The organism is Candidatus Ornithobacterium hominis, from assembly GCF_900538215.1.
Classification (GTDB): Bacteria; Bacteroidota; Bacteroidia; order Flavobacteriales; family Weeksellaceae; genus Ornithobacterium; species Ornithobacterium hominis.
Window position 1 is genome coordinate 248,957 of sequence record NZ_UNSD01000004.1, and the last position, 20,640, is coordinate 269,596.

Consider the following 20,640-nt stretch of genomic DNA (forward strand, 5'->3'; position numbering starts at 1 on the left):
TTTGATAAATCATTCAAAAATCCTGATATTCACTACCAGGATTTTTTTATAGAAAATTTTATGGAAAATGAGATTGATTTTTTAATCGTAGGCGGTGGAATCAGTGGGATTCTAATGGCTTACCAGTGTCACCAAAACAACAAAAGTTTTATTTTGGTAGCAGACGATAAAAGATCTGCTACCCATGTAGCGGCTGGAGTCATCAACCCTGTGGTACTTAGTAAATTTAATCCCATTTGGAAAGCAGAACAACAAATGCAGGAATTAAAAGAAGATTTTTTAAGCCTTGAAAAATTTTTAGAGAAAAAAATCATTCATTCCATGCCAGTATATAGAATCTTCAGCTCAGAAGATGAACAAAAAACTTGGCATAAAAAGAGTGAAAATAATCCTACACTTCAGAAATTCTTATCCGCAGAATTTCACCCCAATCATTACCCATCTATTGACGCTCCGCTAGGTTTTGGTGAAGTTTTAAGCACTGGTTATGTTGATTTTAAATTAATCATCCAAGAATTTTTTAAAGCCTTTAAAAATTTTGTGAAAATTGAAAATTTTGATTTTGACCAATTTCAACCAGAAATTAAAAAATATAAGAACTTCAATTTTCAGCACTGTGTTTTTTGTGAAGGAATCAAAGTTAAGAGTAACCCTTATTTTCAATCTGTTCCCATTAAAGAAAATAAAGGTGAAGTTTTGAAAATAAAAACAACGGCTGATTTGCCTAATGCTATTGTGAAGTCAAAATGCTTTCTTATGCCAATAGAAAACCAAGAATACTACGTTGGAGCTACTTATGCTAGAGAATTTGATGACGATGAACCAACAGAAGAAGGCAAATTGAAATTAGAAAATCAGCTGAAAAGTTTCTTCAAAAAAGATTATGAAATTACAACACATTATGCGGCTATTCGCCCCACGGTGCAAGACAGAAGACCTATTGTCGGTAAACACCATGAGCTCAATGGCATTTATATACTGAACGGAATGGGGACGAGAGGAACCTTCAATGCGCCATACAGTGCTCGCCGATTGATAAACTTTATTCTCAAAGGAGAAAAAATTCCAGAAGAAATAAACTATCAACGATTTATATAAAGTTGAAGAATATTTTCAAATAATTATTTTTGCATTATGTTATATGCACAAAAATTAGGCGTTCACTTTGCCGGGAATTATTTATTCAGCGATGCAACTTTTAGAATTAATAAAGGAGACCGCACAGGCTTATCGGGAAAAAATGGAGCAGGAAAATCCACTTTGCTCAAGATTTTGGCTAAGCAACAGCCCAGCACAGAGGGAGAAGTGAATTATGAAGGAGATGTAAGCGTTGGCTACCTTTCTCAAGATATTGATTTTGTAGAAGGGAACACCGTCTGGCAAGAGGCGGAATCAGCCTATGAAAAATTAAATGCCTTAAAAATTAAATTGAATGAAGTTAATCATCAACTTTCTACGCGTACAGACTATGAGAGTGATGAGTACCTCGACCTGATTCATGAAATTTCTCATCTCACTGAACGTTATACGATGCTTGGTGGGTACAATAAAGACGCAGACATTGAAAAAATTTTAAAAGGTTTAGGGTTCAAAGCTAAAGATTTTCATCGCTTGACTTCGGAATTCTCTGGCGGATGGCGAATGCGTGTGGAATTAGCAAAATTGCTTCTAAAAAAACACGACATCCTCTTGCTAGATGAGCCAACCAACCATTTAGATATTGATTCAATTATGTGGTTAGAAGATTTTTTAAAAAACTATGAAGGTGCGGTGATCATGGTTTCGCACGATAAATTGTTTCTAGACAATGTCACCAATCGGACTTTAGATATTTCTAATAAAAAAGTACATGATTACAAAGCTAATTACTCAAAATTTGTAGCATTGAGAGATGAAAGACTAATACAACTGAAAGCTGAGCAAAAAAATCAAGAACAATACATTAAACATACCGAGCAACTTATCAATAAATTCCGAGCAAAAGCCTCAAAAGCCAGTACAGCAAAATCACTACAGAAAAAACTGGAACGTCTAGATGTAATTGAAATCGAAGATGTTGATGTGCATAAAATGAATATTCAATTCGAGCCTTCTCAACGCGCAGGGAAAGTGATTTTTAAAATGGAAAATGTAGCTAAATCTTACGGTGATAAAAAAATTTTTAGCGATGTGAATTTAGAAATTGTGAGAGGAGAAAAAGTGGCTTTTGTAGGACAAAACGGGCAGGGAAAAACTACGCTGGCTCGCTGCATGGTGAATGAAGTTGATTTTGCTGGGGAAATTCAGCATGGGCATAATGTGGAAGTGGGTTATTTTGCTCAGAATCAGCATCATGTTTTGCAAGATCATCATACGGTTTTAGAGGAAGCAGAACATGCCGCTACGGAATCTACAAGGCTGAAAGTGAGAGATATACTCGGTGCTTTTCTATTCAGTGGAGAAAATGTGGAAAAGAAAGTGAAAGTCTTGTCGGGAGGAGAGCGAAACCGTTTAGCTTTGGCAAAATTACTACTGCACCCGTCCAATGTTTTAATCATGGATGAACCAACCAACCATTTGGATATTCAGTCCAAAGAAATCCTGAAAAATGCCTTGAATAATTATGAAGGAACTTTGATTTTAGTCTCTCATGACCGAGAGTTTTTACAAGGTTTGGCAGAGAAAATAGTTGAGTTCAAAGACGGTAAGGTGAAAGAATTTCTTGGTAATATTGATGAATATCTAGAATACCGAAAAGCGCAGAATATGCGTGAAATTGAAAAAGTAGAAAAAAAAGAAATTTCTAAAGGCTTTAAAAATTCTGAAGACAAAAAAGAGTCAGAAAATCAGGTGATTAACAAAGAAATTTCAAAATTAGAAAAAATAATCTTTACGCTAGAAGAAGAAGCTGCAACTCAAGAAAAAGCTTTTGCAGAAAAGAATCCAACCAAAGAAGAATTAAAAAATTACGAGGAATTAAAAGAAAAATTAAATCAAGCAATGAAAGACTGGGAGCAACTTTCGCTTCAGCTTTGATTAAAAGTTATTGAAATTCCTTATTTTTGCTAATCCAAATAAAACAAATCATTCATGTTTCAAAGTCTTCAAGATAAATTAGATAACGCTTTACATACGCTAAAAGGACACGGGCAGATTTCTGAAATCAATGTCGCAGAAACCATTAAAGAGATTCGGCGTGCGCTGGTAGATGCCGATGTAAGTTACAAAGTGGCTAAAGATTTCACATCAACGGTAAAAGAAAAAGCACTGGGGCAAAATGTATTAACGAGCTTAAAGCCAGGTGAGCTGATGACCAAAATAGTTCATGATGAGATGGCAGAACTGATGGGGGGCGAAACCAAGGAACTTAATGTTCAGGACAATCCTACCATTATTTTAATTGCTGGTTTGCAGGGTTCGGGGAAGACTACTTTTTCGGGTAAATTAGCAAATTATCTTAAGAAAAAGAAACATAAAAATGTACTCTTGGTGGCGGGTGATGTTTACCGTCCTGCGGCGATTGATCAGCTAAAGGTAGTTGGTAGCCAAATTGATGTGCAAGTTTACACCGAGGAAGGAAATCAAAACCCAGTAGAAATCGCAAGAAATGCGATTCAAAAGGCAAAAGAAGATAATAAAAATGTAATTATTGTCGACACAGCGGGGCGTTTGGCTGTTGATGAAAAGATGATGGCTGAGATTCGTGATGTTCATCAAGCTATTAACCCGACAGAAACGCTATTTGTGGTTGATTCCATGACAGGACAAGATGCCGTGAATACAGCTAAAGCATTTAATGATGTGTTAAATTATAGCGGTGTCGTATTGACTAAGTTAGACGGTGACACTAGAGGTGGTGCGGCTTTGACAATAAGAACGGTGGTAGATAAACCCATTAAATTCATCTCTACGGGTGAGAAATTAGATAAAATAGACGTTTTCCATCCGAGCCGAATGGCTGACAGGATTTTGGGCATGGGAGATGTCGTTTCTTTGGTGGAACGTGCGCAAGAGCAGTTCGATGAAGAGGAGGCTAGAAGACTTCAGAAGAAAATTGCTAAAAATAAATTTGATTTCAATGATTTCTTAAAACAAATCAATCAAATCAAACGCATGGGGAACATGAAAGATTTATTATCAATGATTCCCGGGGCAGGTAAAGCTTTAAAAGGTGTAGAAATTGATGACGATGCGTTCAAGCAAATTGAGGCAATTATTCACTCCATGACGCCAGCAGAAAGGGAAGAACCTAAAATAATAAATGCCAGCAGAAAGAGAAGAATCGCAAAAGGGTCTGGCACGAGCGTGCAAGAGGTAAATCAGTTACTAAAACAATTCTCTCAGATGGGGCAAATGATGAAGTTTATGCAGTCAAGCCAAGGGAAGAATATGATGAAAATGATGGGAAATAAATTACCTGGAATGAATTAATTTTTTTTTAAGCCTTAAAAAAAATCTAAGAGTCTGCTTGAAATGTTTGAGCAGACTCTATTTTAAAATTTATAGCGGACTTGAGCAATAAAATATCGACCCAAGATTTCGGTCTCGTTTAGATAGGTGTAGAAATCATTTGTGCCGTTATTGACGATAAGGTTGTTACCGAAAATGTTACCTGCAATGAGCTTTACGTAAGTCTTTCTCGCTGGTTTGATACGCAACGAAGCTTTGAGGTTGTGATTGGTATTGATTTTCTTCCCATCAGTCCACGTATTGGGGAAGCTATAGTCAACTTCTATCAGCCAATTTTTTGACGGGACAAAAGCGCTTTCTATATAAGGCGATAAACTAGTAAATTTATTCTGACGAATTTCATTTTTAAAATCATTGAAATTTAAGCGAGTTCCAAAATCAATCTCAATTTTTTCATTGGATTTGATGCTGTTTCTTAAATTGTACCCGTGAGAGAATGAATTAGCTTTGATGAAGCTACCATTATTAAAGCTATAGAAATCACTGTTGCTAAGATTAGCATTCAAGCGTAGGTTGTAATTTTTGGAGAAACGCTTAGAGAAGTGAATACTTGCAGCCATCTGTTTTTCTACATCAGGTACATTATAGGAACTTGTAAATTGAGCTGTTGGGTTATAATATCCACCATTTCTGATGTTATCATGACTCCAAGAATAGGAGGTGTTAACTCCTAAATTAATGAATTTAAAATAATTACTGTAAAAATAGCCCAAGCTGACTCTATTTTGTTGACTCAAATTCAATTCTGGATTCCCAGTGTATAGATTGTAATAGCTGGTAATTTCATAGGCTGGAGACCAATCGCTAATGTTTGGTACAGAGTAGTCTTTAGTATAATTAAAGTAAATTCTATTGCTTGGCGAGATTTCATAATTTGCTGAGAGATGTGGTAGCCACATGATTTTATTTAAATCTGTATTTTGCATATTCTTCACAACATTATTTGCCTTGAAGTAGTGCGTACCCAGCCCCGCATCAACTTTCAACCCTCCCCATTTTCTTGTGTAAGTTGCGTCTAAATAATATTCATTAAAGTCAAAATTTGAGGTGGTTGGGGTATTTTTATTTTTTATCGCAGTTGTGTAATCAAAAATAGTGTTATTTAAATTTTCTTTAGAATAATTAATGCCTGCTTTAATTCTAATGTTACTAAGATTGGTTATCAAATGATTATAAATCGTCAAGAAATACAAATGATTAGCCATCAATTCTCGTTTTTGATTCAGCTGAAATTGATTGTCTTTTTTGCTAAGATTCAGCCACTGCTGGAATGGAGCTTCTGTGCTGATTAGCTTCAAATTTGGATTCACTTTTTGGTAAATGTGCGAAAAGTAGAAACCAATATTATCATCGTCACCCACTTTTTTGATGTAAGATAACTTTTGGTTAATAGCATAATTATCTCTTTCGCCCGCAGAATTTCGGAAGACACTCGCCGTTTTTTCATCATTTAAAAAAGTAGAAGCATCAGTCAAACTTTCAGAATTTTGATGATTAAAATTAACGCGATATTTAATATTAGCACCATTTTGAGCCGAATAATCCATCTTGATTCGGGAAATGAAAGAGAAGATTTTATTCAAATTATGATTAACGTCTTTTTGCGTAAATTCAGGGTAGTAACGCCAACTTCTCGAGCTATATTCTGTCTCGTTATCAGTAGCCATAGCAAAGGCAGACACCGTGAGCCGTTGATTGGGTATATAGCCCAAATGCAAAGCACCCAAATGATTTTGCATCCGAGCTGCATTTCCGCCAGAGCTATAGCCAATATCACCAATCGAACTGCGTAAAGAACTCTCGCCGCCTTCTTCAGCAAAATCAGAATAGCCCCCCGAGAATTGATAATAATCTTGCGTGCTAAAGACTTCATTCCCATAAGTATTGAAATCGGAAATCAAAGTCGCATCGGTTTTGCGAGAGAAGTAAAACAATTTACTCTGCACATCATAGTGTTTTTGCGCATCACCACCCAGTGTTAAATTCCCAAAGGTTAAATTTTTTTTATCCTCTTTCAGTACAATATTTAGCTCAGGTTGCTCGTCATCTTGCAAAGAATTGGCAAACGGGTTTGCCCTAAATTTCTTGTTCAATTGTATTTTATCCACCGCATCGGCAGGTAAATTTTTAGAAATCAACTTTTGGTTCCCGCCAAAGATTTCTCTTCCTTCTACCTTAATGGAGTTAATCTCTTTCCCTTGATAATAGATTTTCCCATTTTCTACCACCAATCCAGGTAATTTTTTTAAAATCTGTTCTAAATTTTCCTCGTTCCCTGAAGCGAAAGATGACGCATCATATTCTATCGTATCTCCCTTGACTTGAATTGGAATTCGCCCTTGTGCCACCACGGCATCTAAACTGACGACATCTTTTTTGAGCGTAATTTTTTCTCTTAAATTTTTCTTTAAATCGATTGATTTTACCAAGGAAGCGTGGCTCAGATGCTCGATTTCCAACTCATATTTAGCAGGGCAAGGCATTTCTAATTTAAATTCACCATAATTATCACTAAACGTATAGCCCGAGGACTCATTCTTTTCATCAAAAGCAGTGATGGAAGCTCTTGCAATAGGTAAATTCAACGAATCAACGAGCATACCCTGGTAGGTACACTTCTCTTGCGCAAAAGTTGAGCCGCATAATATAATGGCTAAAGTGGTAAAAATATTTTTCATTAAAAAAATTAAGCCTTAAAAAAAATTAATCTCGGTCAACACCTTCAGCGTACGTAGAATTTAATTCTTCAATTAATTTATCATTCAATTCTACAAATTCTTTTAGGGAGATGATTTTCCCTTTTGTCGGGCGTACTATTTTCACATTTTCTTCAGTAGTTAAGCCTGAGACCCAAAAGTGACTAATTATTTTCGTCTTTTTCAGAGGTTTAGAAACTTTTAAATCCAAAATCAAGCCAGGCAAACCAGTAATGCTCATTGGCCCGTGGGGGAGCGGAATAGAGGGCGCATACCAAGCGATATATTCTACAGAATCGTGGTAAGCAGTAGCCTTTTGAGCATCAATATTATAAACTTTTTTCTTTTCTCGGGTAATTTTCCAATTCAAATTCTCAATGGAATCTTGAATCAAATAAGCCTCACCATTTACCGCCTGAGCTTCTCTTGATTTTGTATGATTTTCGAGATCAATAAACCAATCATCTCCAGCAGAAAGAGAAATTTTCATTCCAAAATTAGATTGCCCGTTATTAATTTTAGGTTGATATTCAAAGCTGCTTAAGTCTTTGTTTATGAGTAGTTTATAATTATGAATCTCATCCATAGAATTTCTTAAAGCTTTTTCCATATCTGCATTTGGACCGAAAGAAGAATTTCTAGGAAAGAGCTCTTCAGTATTTTCAAAAGTTGTTTGCGCTTGGTATTCAACTACCAAATTTTTCTCTTGAGCCAAACTCAAATGAGAAACAAGTAAAAATAAGATGACATATATATTTTTCATATTTTTTTATTAAAATTTTCAAAGCCTTAAAAAAAAGTCGAGAAAATATGAGGAATTAATTTTTATTTTTTTAATAAAATGGAATTCATGAAATCAATGAAACCAGTTCAGAAATTAATCTTTATCTACGCCAGTACCATGCATTTTTTTCATTTTTTCTGTCCAATGCTTCATTTCTTCTTCAAACTCTTTCTGTCTCATCACACGATTAGCCTTCGGTTCTTTAATTTTAATATCCTCATCTCTCACCTTGATTTGATTAGCAGTTATCGTCACATCAGCTCCATTCATTTTGAAGCTAGCTTTCAAGATTAAACCAGGCAAACCAGCAACTTGGGCAGGCCCATCATTTATAGGAATTTTGGGGGCAAACCACGCCTCAACACTCACAGAATCATTTAAAAAGCCAGTAGCTTTCCTTGTTTCGTAACCCGCGATTTTCTCAGTTTCACGTAAAACTTTCCACTGATAATCAGGCAACGAATCATAAATTAAAATCCTATCAATACCTGGGAAGTCGATCAGTTTTTTGTATTTATTTTCATTCAAATATTTATAGAGTGGTTCTTTATCCGCTTGAGCCATTTGTTGCGCAATCATTCCTCCAGTGCTTTGTGCATTGTTCAATTTTTCTTCAATGGAATAAACAGAAACTTTACCATTAGTTTTTAATTCATAATTATTGGTAATTCCATTTTTGAGCTCTTCACGTAATATTGGTTCCGCTTGAGCGCGGTATTGGGATGGAATATTTTTTAGAACTTCTTCTATATCCATATCAATCTTCTGGGTGTAGTTAATGAATAAACTCTCCCCTTTCTCTTGCGAAATAATAAAGCTTAGAGACAAGCTAAAAATCAGGAAACTCATTAATTTTTTCATATTCTTATCATTTAGAAACGAATATAATAAAAAAATGAATGAAAATAAAAATAAGATTAAGCTTTTCTTAAATAAATTTTTAAGTCTTTGAGAATTTGTGATTGGCAGTAATTCATTTTCTATTATGAAATCATCATTATTACCTTAATTATAAAAAACACTTTTTTATCAACTAAAGAATTTTGTTTTTAGTCTATAATTTAATTATTCTAAAATCTAAAAAATTTTTTAAGCCTTAAAAAAAATTAGGTAAAATCCTCTTTCACAATAGTTCGCATATTTCTTTCTGCCAAGCCAGTAATGAAAACAAACGGATTCACCCCTGCGCTGCCAGGAATCAAAGCTCCGTCTTGCACATATAAATTTTTGTAGCCTTTCACGCGCCCAAATTCATCGGTTGCCTTGCCTAGTACGCAGCCGCCGAGCGGGTGATAGCAAAAGTCATCGCCAAAGCCATTGTTGAACAGCAAACGCGAACGTGTGCCTCCATTTTCTTCTTTTAATTTTTTTAGAAGAAATTTAGCTGCCTTTACCGAATATTCATTTTGTTCTTTTCTCCAGTTAAGGTTTACGCTTTTTTTAGACGCATCGTAGTAGAAGTTTCCACGCTCTCGATTGTCTGAAATGGAGAGGAAGAGTGTAGTCCAAGTCTCGATGCCGAGTGGGAGAGGGGCTATTTCTGCAAAAATTTTATATTCAAATTCATCACTCCACATATCGATGCCCGCTACAGGAATTGTAGATTGACTCACGCCAGTTTTGTTGACGAAATTCCGCCCGGTCATAATGTTACCGTTTGGCCCCCAATGCATACCGATTTCGTCATTAAGCAGCGGCAAATCGCCTTCATTTTTAGCCCTCAGGAGTAATTCAGAGGTTCCTGTGCTACCAGCGTTTAGAAATAATTTATCACAACTATAGATTTCGCGTTGCAGTAAATCACCATCTGAGTTTATGGTATCCGCCTCTAGTATGAATTTTCCTTTCTCCTCTTGCGTAATTTTATGTACTTTACGCAGGGTTTTTAATGTCAGAATTCCCGTCTCTTCTGCTTTTTTCAGATAAGTTAAATCTAGGCTGAACTTCCCAGCATTGTTACCGTAAATCACTTCTCCACCCAAGGCAGATTGGTAAACTTCATTTTTAGCTTCTTTTTGCATATAATCGAAGTCGTAGGTATTAGAAAACATTTGGGTTTTCAGCCCAGCTAAGCGAGCTTGTTTCTCGGCACTTCGGGAAAATTCGTAGTATTTGGTATTTTGGTAGAAATCACTTGGGATTCGCTGTACTTTTAATTCTTTTTCGGCAAGCGGGAAGAATTCATCATACATTTTGTTTGAGTTAATCCACGGGAAAATTTCTTTGAAGTGTTCTCGGCGTGGCGGAATCGAAATTCCACCATTTACAATCGAACCACCACCGTAAGCTCTACCCACAAAAATAGACATATCTTCGTATTTTAATTTATCCAAAACGCCCGCATATTTTCTGAGTGGAATAGGAATTGTAATCGGCGAATTAGGCCATCTGCTAAACCAGCTAGAGCGTCTGTCTGCTGATAGCATTTTGCAGAAGGTGTCATGCTCGGGAGTTCTGTCCCAGCGCTGCCCCATTTCTAAAATCAAGACAGGCTGCCCCCGCTCAGCCAATCGCAAAGCACTTACTGCACCGCCATAGCCGGAGCCGATGATGATATTGGGGAAATGCCCTTGGTGAACGGTTTTTGCTGGAAGTGGCGAAGCCATTTTGCAAGATAACAAGTTGGGGACAAAAAGAGATGAGCCAAACAAAGCGGAAGTTTGTATGAATTGTCTTCTTTTCATAAATAATTTTTTTAAGGCTTTAAAAATTTTTTAAGCTTCTGTCTAAATTTCATCTTCAAAAATAGACTTTACCAAAATCTAAAGTTAAAGAATAAAAAAGAATAAACTCGCTAAATGTTTAAAAAATTAACGTCAGAAATTGAGAGATAAGATGAAAAGTCAATCGCGAAGCTGATGGTATTTCTTTCTTTTTAGAATAAAATATTGAAACGGGACAAAACATTTACTCCCATAGGTATGGACATTTGTTTTTCTCTTTCTAATCATTTTAAAAAGCAAAGAATAAAATGACAGATGCGCTCTAAAAATAGCTGAAAGATGTGAAAACCCTTCGTATCGCCAAAAAACCAAAGCCGTGATACCATCTAAAATTAAGCGACTTAGCAAGACAGGCAAAAGCATCCGTTTAGGTAAATTTTTGACGAGCATGCACAAGCTGTTCCGAAAGTTTAAAAAAGTTTTCTGTGGTGAATTTTTATTCAATGTGCCCCCACCTACGTGGTATACAGTGCTTTCCCCGCAGTAGAAAACAGCCTTGCCCGCATTGTGAAACCGCCAACACAAGTCGATTTCTTCCATATGAGCAAAGAAATCTCCGTCAAAGCCACCGAATTCAAAGAAATCTTTTGCTCTTACAAACATACACGCACCACTCGCCCAGAATACGGCCTGAGTATCATCGTACTGCCCGTGGTCTTTTTCTAAAGTCCAGAAAACACGCCCGCGACAAAATGGGTAACCGAAATTATCTACAAAACCACCGCCTGCCCCCGCATATTCAAAAAAATCCTGCTGATAGAAATCTAAAATTTTAGGCTGAACGGCAGCTAAATTTTCATTTTCTTCAAATAATTTTTCAATCGGAGCAATCCAATTAGGCGTCACTTCCACATCAGAATTGAGCAAACAGAAGATATCTGCCTTGATTTTTTTTAAGCCTTCGTTGTAGCCACCAGCATAGCCTAAATTTTCATCGTTTTCAATGAGTTTAATTTCAGGGAAATTAGTCTGAATGAATTTAACATCGTTTTGAGTTGAGGCGTTGTCAATCACATAAATATCATAATCAGGTGAATTTTCTATCACGCTGGGTAAGAATTTCTTAAGCCACTGTTGGCTATTCCAATTAAGTATGACGATAGCTGTTTTCAAAAATCTCTTCCTTTTTGATGTTTCCAGCGGCGGTGAGACCAAAGCCAATTCGCTGGGTCATTTTTTATATTATTTTCTAAGGCTTTAAAAAAAGCATCAACACTTTCATTGGCCTGCCAAGTTCCATTTTTAGGCTTTAATTCCTTGAGTGTGAAATGATACTCGCCACGCTTGATTTTTTGAATATCTACATAAATTACAGCGTAATTAAATTTTCTAATTAATTGGTCAAACCCGTTGTAAACAGGCGTATCTTGGTGCAAGAACTTCAAATCATAGCGAATTTTAGGGCGTGCAGGCGTTTGGTCGGCAACCATGAGAAAAGCAGAATTTCCATCATTTTCTGATTCAATGAATTTTTTGACACTTTGGCTCATCGTTAAAGCTGTGATACCGAATCGGGAACGTGATTTTTTGATAAATTCATCAATGACTATATTTTTAGAAGCTTTATAGACTGCAAATTTATTTCTCATCTTCAGGTGATGCGCAAAAAGCGTTGCATATTCCCAATTAAAAATATGCCCAGCTAGGAATAAAATATTTTGTTTTTGGTAGTATTTATCTAAAATTTTAAAATTAGAAAAACGAGTTCTTTTGTTGAGGTAATCCCAAGACAGGCGAGAGAAAATTAAAGATTCTATAACATAATCACACAAGTGGCGATTGAATTCTTGATATAAAAGCTGAAGCTCTGTATTGCTTTTTTCGGGGAAAGCATTTTGGAGGTTTTTTAGAATAACTTTTCTACGGTAATGAATCAAATGATTTTGAAAAAAATAAAGAATATCTGCAACGAAATAGGCAATGCGTGGAGGGATGTGTGAAAACAAATTTAAAAAAAGCTTGAGAAAAAGGTTTTTCATGGATTTTCCAAAATTAAAGATAAATCTTTTAAAATAAATTCAAAAAATAGTTTAAATTATTCTTAAAGTTCAAGAAATGATATTGGCTTGATTTTTGAAAAGTTAACACATCAAAGATAAAAAATATAAAATTATGAGTTCACTTCTTCACAGGATTAACCAAGGAATAACTTCTGCTTGTTTAGATAAAATTAGCAATTACTTGGGGGAGAGCAGAAATGATACTAGTAATGGCATTTCTGCGGTAGTACCTTCAGTTTTAGCTTTTTTAGCAGACCGCTCTCACAGCGAGCAAGGTGCACAAAGTATTTTCACAGCAACGTCAGACAATGCTTTGACTGCTCTTTTTACTGACTCAGATTTGCAGACAACTTTTGAGAAGAATAGGAATGCGCTTTTAGCTAAAGGAAATGTTTTGATTTCAGAACTTTTTGGTGAGCATGCAGAGAGTTTTGAGAAAGAAATCAGCAGCCATGCCAATATCAGCAAAGAATCTTCTAGAGGGATTTTGGCGGCGGTGCTTCCCTTTATGTTAAATGAGGTAGGGAAGCTCATTGATGAAAAAAAATTGACAGAATCAAGCCTGAGCAACTTTTTTGATAATGAAAAAGATGAAATCTACGCTGCAGTTCCGTCTGGATTAGCCACTTTGGGGAGTGTTTTAGGGCTTTCTAATTTCTCTAAAGACTTATCTAGCACAGTAGGCGCCACCACTAAAATCACCCATGAGGAAAAACCAATAATAGGCAGAGGAGCGAAAGATAGACCAATGGGGCCAAAGAGAAGTGAAGAAGGAAAGATGAAATGGCTCTTGCCTTTGTTGGGTTTAGTAGCCCTAGGTTTGTTGGTTTATTTCTTGGCGGGGAAATGCAAAGATGAAGCAGCAGTAGCCGACTGTGAGCTGATAGCTGCCTATGCTACTTATGCTAAAAATGAGCAAAATTTAGTGATAAATGCTACTGGAGAACCTGTTCTAGATCAAGATGGAAATCAAATCGTAGTAGATGGGAGCACTTATATGATTAATAATGAGAATGAATTAGTAGATGCACAAGGAAATCGAGTGATGGACGCCGATGGGAGAAGAATTAAAATTGATAAAAACCTAACTGTAGCGGCAAGCTCATATGCTTTGGGTGAATATGATTCTGTGAGAGATGCTTACATCTATAACGTTGGTGAAAACCGTGATTTCACATTACCCGACGGAACGAGGCTAAGCGTAGGCGAAAACAGTACAGAAGCCAAAATCTACAATTTCTTAAATGATTCTAATACACTGGTATCCAATGATAAAACACAAGGTTGGATTACTTTAGATAGAATCTATTTTGACACTGGGGAGTCAACCTTAACAGCCGATTCAGAACAACAATTGCAAAACATTGCTAATATCTTAAAAAACTACCCAGAAGTTCATGCTAAATTCGGAGGTTATACCGATAATCAAGGGACTCAAGAAGTGAATCAGCCACTGTCAAACGATCGCGCTAATGCCGCAATGAACAGCGTGATAGAAAAAGGCATTGATTCCTCAAGATTAGAAAGCGAAGGATATGGGCAGGAGCATTTTATTTGCCCCGCCAATGATACCCCAGAGTGTATGGCACAGAATAGACGTGTAGATATTAGAATTACAAGAAAGTAATTAAAATTAAATCTAATTAAAATTTTAAAAGTCCTTTTCTTCGTCGGGAAGGACTTTTTTTTTAATGATTTTTAGAACTTTATAACTGATGATAATTTGGCAAATTTTCTAAAGCTTTAATTTTTCTCAGCTTTTTATCTACAAAGAAGATAAGTGTTTCCACACCGTTTGATAGCAAAAAATAATCAGCGTTGACCTGCGGTTGATAGCGAATAATTTGATTCAAAACCGATTGATCTATTATGATTTTAGGTGCTTTAAACTCGCATAAAATGATTTTTTGCTTAGCCTGAATGAACAAATCAAAGCGATGCGCCACCCGCTGATTAACTTTTTTCTCAACTTGCATCAGGCTTATCGGGTAGCCCAGTTCCTGACTTAGCCAAAGAATGAAGTGTTGACGCACTTCCTCCTCGGGCGTGCGGACAAGCCAAATCTTCCGTGCAGCACAGTAAATTTTATTTTCCTTTTTTTCAAGGCTTAAAAAATTTTTAGCATCATCTTCCATTGAATAGAATTTTGGTAAAGTCAAAAATTTCAAGCAAAATTTGCAATGATTTTTTGTGCAATCACTTCGGCTAATTTTTGTTTACTTTCTTTGGTCCATCCAGCAACGTGCGGTGTTAAAATCACATTTTCTGCATGGAGTAGAAATTGATACTCCTCGGGCAAATCAGTCAAGGTCAAATTCTCGAATGAAGTTTTTTCAAACTCTAAAACATCCAACCCCGCCGCTTTTATTTTCCCAGACTTCAAGGCATCAACCAAATCTTTGGTCACAACATTTCTCCCACGAGCAGTATTTAAAAAATAAAAAGGCTTAGAAAATTTCTCAATATAACTTCGATTTAGTAAACCGATGGTTTCAGGTGTCTGCGGAAGATGAAAACTCAGAATATCTGTTTTCTCAAAAATCTCATCCATTTCCACTTGTTGGGCAAACTCATCACCCAAATGATGATAATTTGGCAAATTTTCTAAAGCTTTAATTTTTCTCAGCTTTTTATCTACAAAGAAGATAAGTGTTTCCACACCGTTTGATAGCAAAAAATAATCAGCGTTGACCTGCGGTTGATAGCGAATAATTTGATTCAAAACCGATTGATCTATTATGATTTTAGGTGCTTTAAACTCGCATAAAATGATTTTTTGCTTAGCCTGAATGAACAAATCAAAGCGATGCGCCACCCGCTGATTAACTTTTTTCTCAACTTGCATCAGGCTTATCGGGTAGCCCAGTTCCTGACTTAGCCAAAGAATGAAGTGTTGACGCACTTCCTCCTCGGGCGTGCGGACAAGCCAAATCTTCCGTGCAGCACAGTAAATTTTATTTTCCTTTTTTTCAAGGCTTAAAAAATTTTTAGCATCATCTTCCATTGAATAGAATTTTGGTAAAGTCAAAAATTTCAAGCAAAATTTGCAATGATTTTTTGTGCAATCACTTCGGCTAATTTTTGTTTACTTTCTTTGGTCCATCCAGCAACGTGCGGTGTTAAAATCACATTTTCTGCATGGAGTAGAAATTGATACTCCTCGGGCAAATCAGTCAAGGTCAAATTCTCGAATGAAGTTTTTTCAAACTCTAAAACATCCAACCCCGCCGCTTTTATTTTCCCAGACTTCAAGGCATCAACCAAATCTTTGGTCACAACATTTCTCCCACGAGCAGTATTTAAAAAATAAAAAGGCTTAGAAAATTTCTCAATATAACTTCGATTTAGTAAACCGATGGTTTCAGGTGTCTGCGGAAGATGAAAACTCAGAATATCTGTTTTCTCAAAAATCTCATCCATTTCCACTTGTTGGGCAAACTCATCACCCAAATTAGGCAGAATGTCATAAGCCAAAACCTCACAGCCAAAGCCAGAAAGCCGTTTTGCCGTAGATTTCCCCATATTGCCGTAGCCAATTATACCTACCGTTTTCCCTTTAATTTCCTCCCCACGATTTTCCTCTCTTTTCCATTCGCCTTTGATAATTTGTAAGTTACATCGTTTGAAGTGATTCATCAAGCTCAGCATCATTCCCACGCAATGCTCTGCCACAGCATCACGATTGCCCTCGGGCGCATTGTAGCATTGGATGCCGAGATTTTTAGCAGTTTCTAAATCAATGTTTTCCAACCCTGCGCCCACGCGGCCAATGAATTTTAAATTTTTTGAAGCCTTTAGAAATTCTTCATCTACTGGGAATCGACTGCGGATGATTAACCCGTGAAAATCCTTCATTTTATGCTGAATATCAGCTTTAGTACTTTGGTAATCATGCTCGATGCTGAAATGTTTCTCCAGCAATTCGGCAAGAATAGCGTGATTCTCATCCACCATCAATATTTTAAGTTTCTGTTGATTCTCATTCATTTTCAATAAAATTTATGATTTCGGGTAAAATAATTTTATTCCTCCACCAAGCATTGAAGCGAGGTAAATGCCCAGCACCTTTGATGAGCACCAAGCGATGAGGCACATTTTTTTCTTCTAATTTTTGATTTAGACTTTTAGCCTGCTGCGGATGTACCAAGAAATCCCATGTCCCCTGAAAGAGTAAAGTTGGCACATCGGCCACTTGCGAGAGCGGACTCGCTTCTTTGAATTTTAGCGGGATTTCCTCACCCCAGCGGTAGAAATCACCTGTCGCCGTAGAAAAAGCCGATTTTGTATACCAATGGTAAAGTTTTAAATTTTGATAATCTTCAGAATAGAAATCCGTGGGGCCAGAAAAAGAAATGACTTTATCTATCTGCTGCGGATTCTGGTAAGCATAGAGCAAAGCCAAATGCCCGCCAGCGCTTTCGCCCAAAATGATTTTCTGAGCAGGCTGAAGATGAAATTTCTCAGAATTTTGATTGAAGTAAGAAAAAGCAGCCTCAATATCCTTCAGCTGATGTTTATAGTTGATTTTTTTGGAACGACTTGCCAATCGGTAGTTCAGATTTACAGTAGTGTAGCCAGACGCTGTGAGCTGATTTTGGATTGACCTCAAATGCCATTTTTTGCCAAAAACCCAAGCGCCACCGTGCACGATAAAAATAATGGTATTTTCCCGTTCAGAAGATTTAGGGATAAATAAATCTAAACGCTGTCTTTCTGATTTCCCGTAGCTGAGGTTGTAATGTTTCTGCACCGTATCTGTCTCGTTATACCAGTATTTGGAACAGGAAGAAAACAAAAAAAAGCTAAAAATAATAAGGCTTAAAAAAAGAAGTTTACAATTCATTTCAATACAAAATTAATTGAATTCCTTAAATTTGCAGCAGAAATTTATTTGAATGCTATTGAACCCCCAAGAAGTAAAAAAAGTTAAATCAGCGCTCAGCGAAGCAGAAAAAATTGTCATCATCCCGCACAAAAACCCTGACGGCGACGCCGTAGGCTCGTGTTTTGCGCTCAAAATATTGCTCAACGACTTGGGGATGAATGCCGAGATTGTGAGCCCCAATGATATTCCGATTTTTTTGAAGTTTTTACCTGGAATCAATGACTTTATAAATGCTGAAAAAGAACTTGATTTTGCTCAAGAAAAAATTAGCGAAGCAGACATTCTATTTCTATTGGACTTTAATGATGCTGCAAGAATTGATCAGCTGGAAAAATGCGTTAAATTTTCTAAGGCTTTAAAAATTTTAATAGACCACCATCAGCAGCCACAAACATTTGATATGATGTTCTCCCGCCCTGATTTGCCAGCAACGTGTGAGCTGATTTATCATTTCATAAAAGCCTTGGGTTGGCAAGAAAACATTACCCCAGAAATCGCAACTTATTTGATGACTGGAATCTTGACAGATACAGGCAATTTCAGATACAGCAGCGTGAAGCAATCCACGTTCCAAGTTGCTGGCGAGTTGACGGCATTAGGAGCAAATGCTTACCAAATTCAAGATAAAATCTTAGACAATGTCTCACCACGACGTTATGCCCTGCTGAGTGTTTTCCTGCAAAATATGCTCTATTTGCCAGAACTGAGAACCTCGATTTTTACTATGAGTAGAGAAGAATTGAAGAGAAATAATTTTGAAAAAGGGGATACCGATGGGTTTGTGAATTACGGACTCAGTATCGCCAATAATGTTTTGTCGATTTATCTCTCAGAAGATACCCAAAAGGATATGGTCAAAATTTCTTTTCGTTCCAAAAATACGTTTGACGTAAGCGAATTTACCCGAAACTACTTTGAAGGTGGAGGGCACGTGAACGCCGCTGGCGGAAAGTCTGATTTAAGTTTAGAAGAAACCAAAGAAAAAATTTTAAAGCTTCTAGAAAATTATAAAGATGAACTGCAAGCGGTCGAATTGTAAATTATTTCTTTGGATATTGATTTTTACAATCAGCTGTACTCAAAAAGAAGCTCAAAGCCCTACCGAGTATTCTAAAAATGATTTTATGGAATATTCTAAACAAATCAATAGAAATTTGAATGATGCAGAGAACCAAAAAATTCAAACCTATATTAAAAACAAAAATTTAAAATTCATTGAGACCAATTCAGGATTTTATATGACACCGACTGATTTGAGCGGAAATTTACCCCAAGAGGGTGATGAGGTAACATTTCGCTACGGGGTTGAAAATTTAGAAAAAGAAATTATTTACAACGAAGAAGAAATCGGAGATTTAGAAATAGAATTAGGTAAATCTTTGATTCCTATTGGTTTAGAATACGCTCTCAAGCGAATGTCCCCTGGCGAAACGGCGAGTGTCATTCTGCCTTCGGGTTTGGCTTACGCTTTGCAGGGAGATGGAAAGAAAATCAAAGCAGATGAAGTTTTGGTTTTCAAACTTAAATTAAAAGAAATTCAATCTAAATGAGAATAAAAAAAATAATTTTGATGGCGATTGCCTCATTTTACATTTCAAGTTGTACATCAATACCCAAATATATGAGTAAAGAAGAATACAAAGCCTTAGAAGATGGGCTTTACGCAAATTTAGAAACCAGCAAAGGAAATATGTTGGTGAAATTTTTCCCAGCGGAAGCACCGATGACCGTCGGTAATTTTATCGCTTTGGCAGAAGGGAAAAAAGAAAATAAATTTAAGAAAGAAAAAGAACCTTACTATGATGGAACTATTTTTCACCGTGTGATAAAAAACTTTATGATTCAAGGAGGTGACCCGACAGGAACTGGAACAGGTAGCCCAGGATATGAGTTTGAAGATGAGGTAGATAACGGATTGAAACATGATAAAAAAGGAATTTTGTCTATGGCTAATTCTGGCCCAGCTACCAACGGCAGCCAGTTTTTTATAACGCAAGTGCCTACGCCGTGGTTAGATAATAAACACACGATTTTTGGCGAAGTGGTAAAAGGCGATAACGTGATTGATAGCATTGCGGGGGTGGAAACTCAAGCCGCAGATAAGCCAGTGGAAGATGTGGTTTTGAAGCATGTAGATATCATCAGAAAAGGAGAAGCTTTTAAAAATTATAACCCTGTGCAAGCCTTTGAAAATGGGAAGGTAGCACTGCAAGCAAAAATTGAAGAACAAAGAAAAAAAGCAGAAATGGAAAAAGAAGAACGTAAAAATTTAATCAAAAAATACACCGAGGAAGCTCAGACCACCGAGAGCGGCTTACGCTATGCTTATATGGAAAAAGGAGATGGGGCAAAACCCGAAAAAGGCGAAGACTTAAAAGTGCATTATACACTTTATTTGGCTGATGGAAACATTATTGACTCTTCTCATCAGCGAAATTCACCATTGAATGTAAAAGTAGGGCAGACTTCCCTGATTCAAGGTTGGATGGAAGCACTAACGATGTTTGAGAAAGGCTCAAAAGTTTTTCTCATCGTTCCGTCAACATTGGGCTATGGGACACAGGGTGCTGGGCCAATTCCAGCGAATTCTACGCTTTACTTTGAATACGAGCCATTGAAATAGATGATAAAAAATCCCGAAAATTTTCGGGATTTTTTTTAGCCTTTAAAAAAAATCCTCTGCCTCAAAAAAAACAAATTTGCATAATTCAAAAACGTAAAATACATTTGCGGGCAGATTGAGAGAAGAGGAAAATCTCAACGAAAATTTTTAACAAAAAAATAACAAAATTTTAACAAATGAAATTTGTGAGTTTCAAAATAAAGTGTAAACACACACACACACACACACAAATAATGATCTAAACAACTCATTATCAGTAACTTATAATAATTTTTTGCTTCCCCGCGGGAGCGAACCGCAAAACCGTGCAAGAAAATCTTGTGCGGTTTTTCTATTTTCACCTGTGTGGAAGTAGTAATTTCTTCAAAAAAAGAAGAGCCTCACGGGTTGGGGCTCTTTCTAAAAGAAGAAGCAAAAACAAAGTTGAAAAAACAGCAAAAATTTAATTAAGAAAAGTATTAAATCAATAAAATATTAACC

The 20,640-nt window shown here is 36.4% G+C and carries 17 protein-coding genes; 7 read left to right on the forward strand and 10 right to left on the reverse strand.

Annotated features, from left to right (window positions below; all coding sequences use genetic code 11):
* Positions 1 to 60 precede the first annotated feature (60 nt).
* From D5J18_RS05035 to ffh, 3 genes are read left to right on the forward strand one after another with little or no spacing between them, the layout of a single operon-like run.
* Positions 61 to 1,098 carry an NAD(P)/FAD-dependent oxidoreductase gene (locus tag D5J18_RS05035; protein ID WP_119057918.1) on the forward strand — a complete coding sequence of 346 codons (1,038 nt, stop codon included), beginning with the start codon at positions 61 to 63 and terminating at the stop codon, positions 1,096 to 1,098.
* 36 nt (positions 1,099 to 1,134) lie between these two features.
* On the forward strand, positions 1,135 to 3,015 hold the full coding sequence (locus D5J18_RS05040) for an ABC-F family ATP-binding cassette domain-containing protein (protein ID WP_119057919.1): 1,881 nt from the start codon (positions 1,135 to 1,137) through the stop codon (positions 3,013 to 3,015).
* A gap of 54 nt (positions 3,016 to 3,069) precedes the next feature.
* Positions 3,070 to 4,410, forward strand: a complete 1,341-nt coding sequence (gene ffh / locus D5J18_RS05045) for a signal recognition particle protein (RefSeq protein ID WP_119057920.1) — start codon at positions 3,070 to 3,072, stop codon at positions 4,408 to 4,410.
* Positions 4,411 to 4,472: 62 nt separating this feature from the next.
* Here the strand turns inward: ffh and D5J18_RS05050 are convergent, their stop codons facing one another.
* The 6 genes from D5J18_RS05050 to D5J18_RS05075 form a co-directional block, all read right to left on the reverse strand.
* Positions 4,473 to 7,127, reverse strand: a complete 2,655-nt coding sequence (locus tag D5J18_RS05050; protein ID WP_119057921.1) for a TonB-dependent receptor — start codon at positions 7,125 to 7,127, stop codon at positions 4,473 to 4,475.
* 25 nt (positions 7,128 to 7,152) lie between these two features.
* Complete coding sequence (locus D5J18_RS05055; RefSeq protein WP_119057922.1) at positions 7,153 to 7,908, reverse strand: GLPGLI family protein; 756 nt, start codon at positions 7,906 to 7,908, stop codon at positions 7,153 to 7,155.
* 114 nt (positions 7,909 to 8,022) lie between these two features.
* Positions 8,023 to 8,790, reverse strand: a complete 768-nt coding sequence (locus tag D5J18_RS05060; protein ID WP_119057923.1) for a GLPGLI family protein — start codon at positions 8,788 to 8,790, stop codon at positions 8,023 to 8,025.
* Positions 8,791 to 9,035: 245 nt separating this feature from the next.
* Positions 9,036 to 10,613 carry a GMC oxidoreductase gene (locus D5J18_RS05065; RefSeq protein WP_119057924.1) on the reverse strand — a complete coding sequence of 526 codons (1,578 nt, stop codon included), beginning with the start codon at positions 10,611 to 10,613 and terminating at the stop codon, positions 9,036 to 9,038.
* Between the two features lie 159 nt (positions 10,614 to 10,772).
* A complete protein-coding gene (locus tag D5J18_RS05070; protein WP_119057925.1) occupies positions 10,773 to 11,765 on the reverse strand; it encodes a glycosyltransferase family 2 protein in 993 nt (330 codons plus the stop codon).
* Complete coding sequence (locus tag D5J18_RS05075) at positions 11,762 to 12,631, reverse strand: lysophospholipid acyltransferase family protein (RefSeq protein ID WP_119057926.1); 870 nt, start codon at positions 12,629 to 12,631, stop codon at positions 11,762 to 11,764. The genes D5J18_RS05070 and D5J18_RS05075 overlap by 4 nt, the downstream gene beginning before the upstream one ends.
* Before the next feature lie 133 nt (positions 12,632 to 12,764).
* Here D5J18_RS05075 and D5J18_RS05080 point away from each other — a divergent pair, with 133 nt between their 5' ends.
* The gene (locus D5J18_RS05080) at positions 12,765 to 14,279 is read left to right on the forward strand and encodes an OmpA family protein (protein ID WP_119057927.1); all 1,515 of its coding nucleotides are present in this window, start codon (positions 12,765 to 12,767) and stop codon (positions 14,277 to 14,279) included.
* A 79-nt stretch (positions 14,280 to 14,358) separates the two neighbouring features.
* On the opposite strand, the gene D5J18_RS05085 is transcribed toward D5J18_RS05080, so the two are convergent.
* From D5J18_RS05085 to D5J18_RS05100, 4 genes are read right to left on the reverse strand one after another with little or no spacing between them, the layout of a single operon-like run.
* A complete protein-coding gene (locus D5J18_RS05085) occupies positions 14,359 to 14,787 on the reverse strand; it encodes a type I restriction enzyme HsdR N-terminal domain-containing protein (protein WP_119057928.1) in 429 nt (142 codons plus the stop codon).
* Between the two features lie 29 nt (positions 14,788 to 14,816).
* A complete protein-coding gene (locus tag D5J18_RS05090; RefSeq protein WP_119057929.1) occupies positions 14,817 to 15,656 on the reverse strand; it encodes an NAD(P)-dependent oxidoreductase in 840 nt (279 codons plus the stop codon).
* Between the two features lie 29 nt (positions 15,657 to 15,685).
* On the reverse strand, positions 15,686 to 16,639 hold the full coding sequence (locus D5J18_RS05095; RefSeq protein WP_165844962.1) for a 2-hydroxyacid dehydrogenase: 954 nt from the start codon (positions 16,637 to 16,639) through the stop codon (positions 15,686 to 15,688).
* Entirely contained in the window at positions 16,632 to 17,495 is an 864-nt protein-coding gene (locus D5J18_RS05100; RefSeq protein ID WP_119057930.1) for an alpha/beta hydrolase, read from the reverse strand. Before D5J18_RS05100 ends, D5J18_RS05095 begins: the two co-directional genes overlap by 8 nt.
* Before the next feature lie 52 nt (positions 17,496 to 17,547).
* On the opposite strand from D5J18_RS05100, the gene D5J18_RS05105 reads away from it, so the two are divergent.
* From D5J18_RS05105 to D5J18_RS05115, 3 genes are all read left to right on the forward strand, one after another.
* Positions 17,548 to 18,576: a DHH family phosphoesterase gene (locus tag D5J18_RS05105; RefSeq protein ID WP_119057931.1), complete on the forward strand. Its 1,029-nt coding sequence runs from the start codon at positions 17,548 to 17,550 to the stop codon at positions 18,574 to 18,576.
* A gap of 85 nt (positions 18,577 to 18,661) precedes the next feature.
* Positions 18,662 to 19,087 carry an FKBP-type peptidyl-prolyl cis-trans isomerase gene (locus D5J18_RS05110; protein ID WP_165844963.1) on the forward strand — a complete coding sequence of 142 codons (426 nt, stop codon included), beginning with the start codon at positions 18,662 to 18,664 and terminating at the stop codon, positions 19,085 to 19,087.
* A 71-nt stretch (positions 19,088 to 19,158) separates the two neighbouring features.
* Complete coding sequence (locus D5J18_RS05115; protein ID WP_260377536.1) at positions 19,159 to 20,160, forward strand: peptidylprolyl isomerase; 1,002 nt, start codon at positions 19,159 to 19,161, stop codon at positions 20,158 to 20,160.
* Positions 20,161 to 20,640: the final 480 nt, after the last annotated feature.

Bases quoted from the DNA above. Each gene is read 5' to 3' on its own strand.
- D5J18_RS05035 (WP_119057918.1), top strand. From the start codon at position 61: ATGGAAAATGAGATTGATTTTTTAATCGTAGGCGGTGGAATCAGTGGG.
- D5J18_RS05040 (WP_119057919.1), top strand. From the start codon at position 1,135: ATGTTATATGCACAAAAATTAGGCGTTCACTTTGCCGGGAATTATTTA.
- ffh (WP_119057920.1), top strand. From the start codon at position 3,070: ATGTTTCAAAGTCTTCAAGATAAATTAGATAACGCTTTACATACGCTA.
- D5J18_RS05050 (WP_119057921.1), bottom strand. From the start codon at position 7,127: ATGAAAAATATTTTTACCACTTTAGCCATTATATTATGCGGCTCAACT.
- D5J18_RS05055 (WP_119057922.1), bottom strand. From the start codon at position 7,908: ATGAAAAATATATATGTCATCTTATTTTTACTTGTTTCTCATTTGAGT.
- D5J18_RS05060 (WP_119057923.1), bottom strand. From the start codon at position 8,790: ATGAAAAAATTAATGAGTTTCCTGATTTTTAGCTTGTCTCTAAGCTTT.
- D5J18_RS05065 (WP_119057924.1), bottom strand. From the start codon at position 10,613: ATGAAAAGAAGACAATTCATACAAACTTCCGCTTTGTTTGGCTCATCT.
- D5J18_RS05075 (WP_119057926.1), bottom strand. From the start codon at position 12,631: ATGAAAAACCTTTTTCTCAAGCTTTTTTTAAATTTGTTTTCACACATC.
- D5J18_RS05080 (WP_119057927.1), top strand. From the start codon at position 12,765: ATGAGTTCACTTCTTCACAGGATTAACCAAGGAATAACTTCTGCTTGT.
- D5J18_RS05085 (WP_119057928.1), bottom strand. From the start codon at position 14,787: ATGGAAGATGATGCTAAAAATTTTTTAAGCCTTGAAAAAAAGGAAAAT.
- D5J18_RS05090 (WP_119057929.1), bottom strand. From the start codon at position 15,656: ATGGAAGATGATGCTAAAAATTTTTTAAGCCTTGAAAAAAAGGAAAAT.
- D5J18_RS05095 (WP_165844962.1), bottom strand. From the start codon at position 16,639: ATGAATGAGAATCAACAGAAACTTAAAATATTGATGGTGGATGAGAAT.
- D5J18_RS05100 (WP_119057930.1), bottom strand. From the start codon at position 17,495: ATGAATTGTAAACTTCTTTTTTTAAGCCTTATTATTTTTAGCTTTTTT.
- D5J18_RS05105 (WP_119057931.1), top strand. From the start codon at position 17,548: ATGCTATTGAACCCCCAAGAAGTAAAAAAAGTTAAATCAGCGCTCAGC.
- D5J18_RS05110 (WP_165844963.1), top strand. From the start codon at position 18,662: ATGGAATATTCTAAACAAATCAATAGAAATTTGAATGATGCAGAGAAC.
- D5J18_RS05115 (WP_260377536.1), top strand. From the start codon at position 19,159: ATGAGTAAAGAAGAATACAAAGCCTTAGAAGATGGGCTTTACGCAAAT.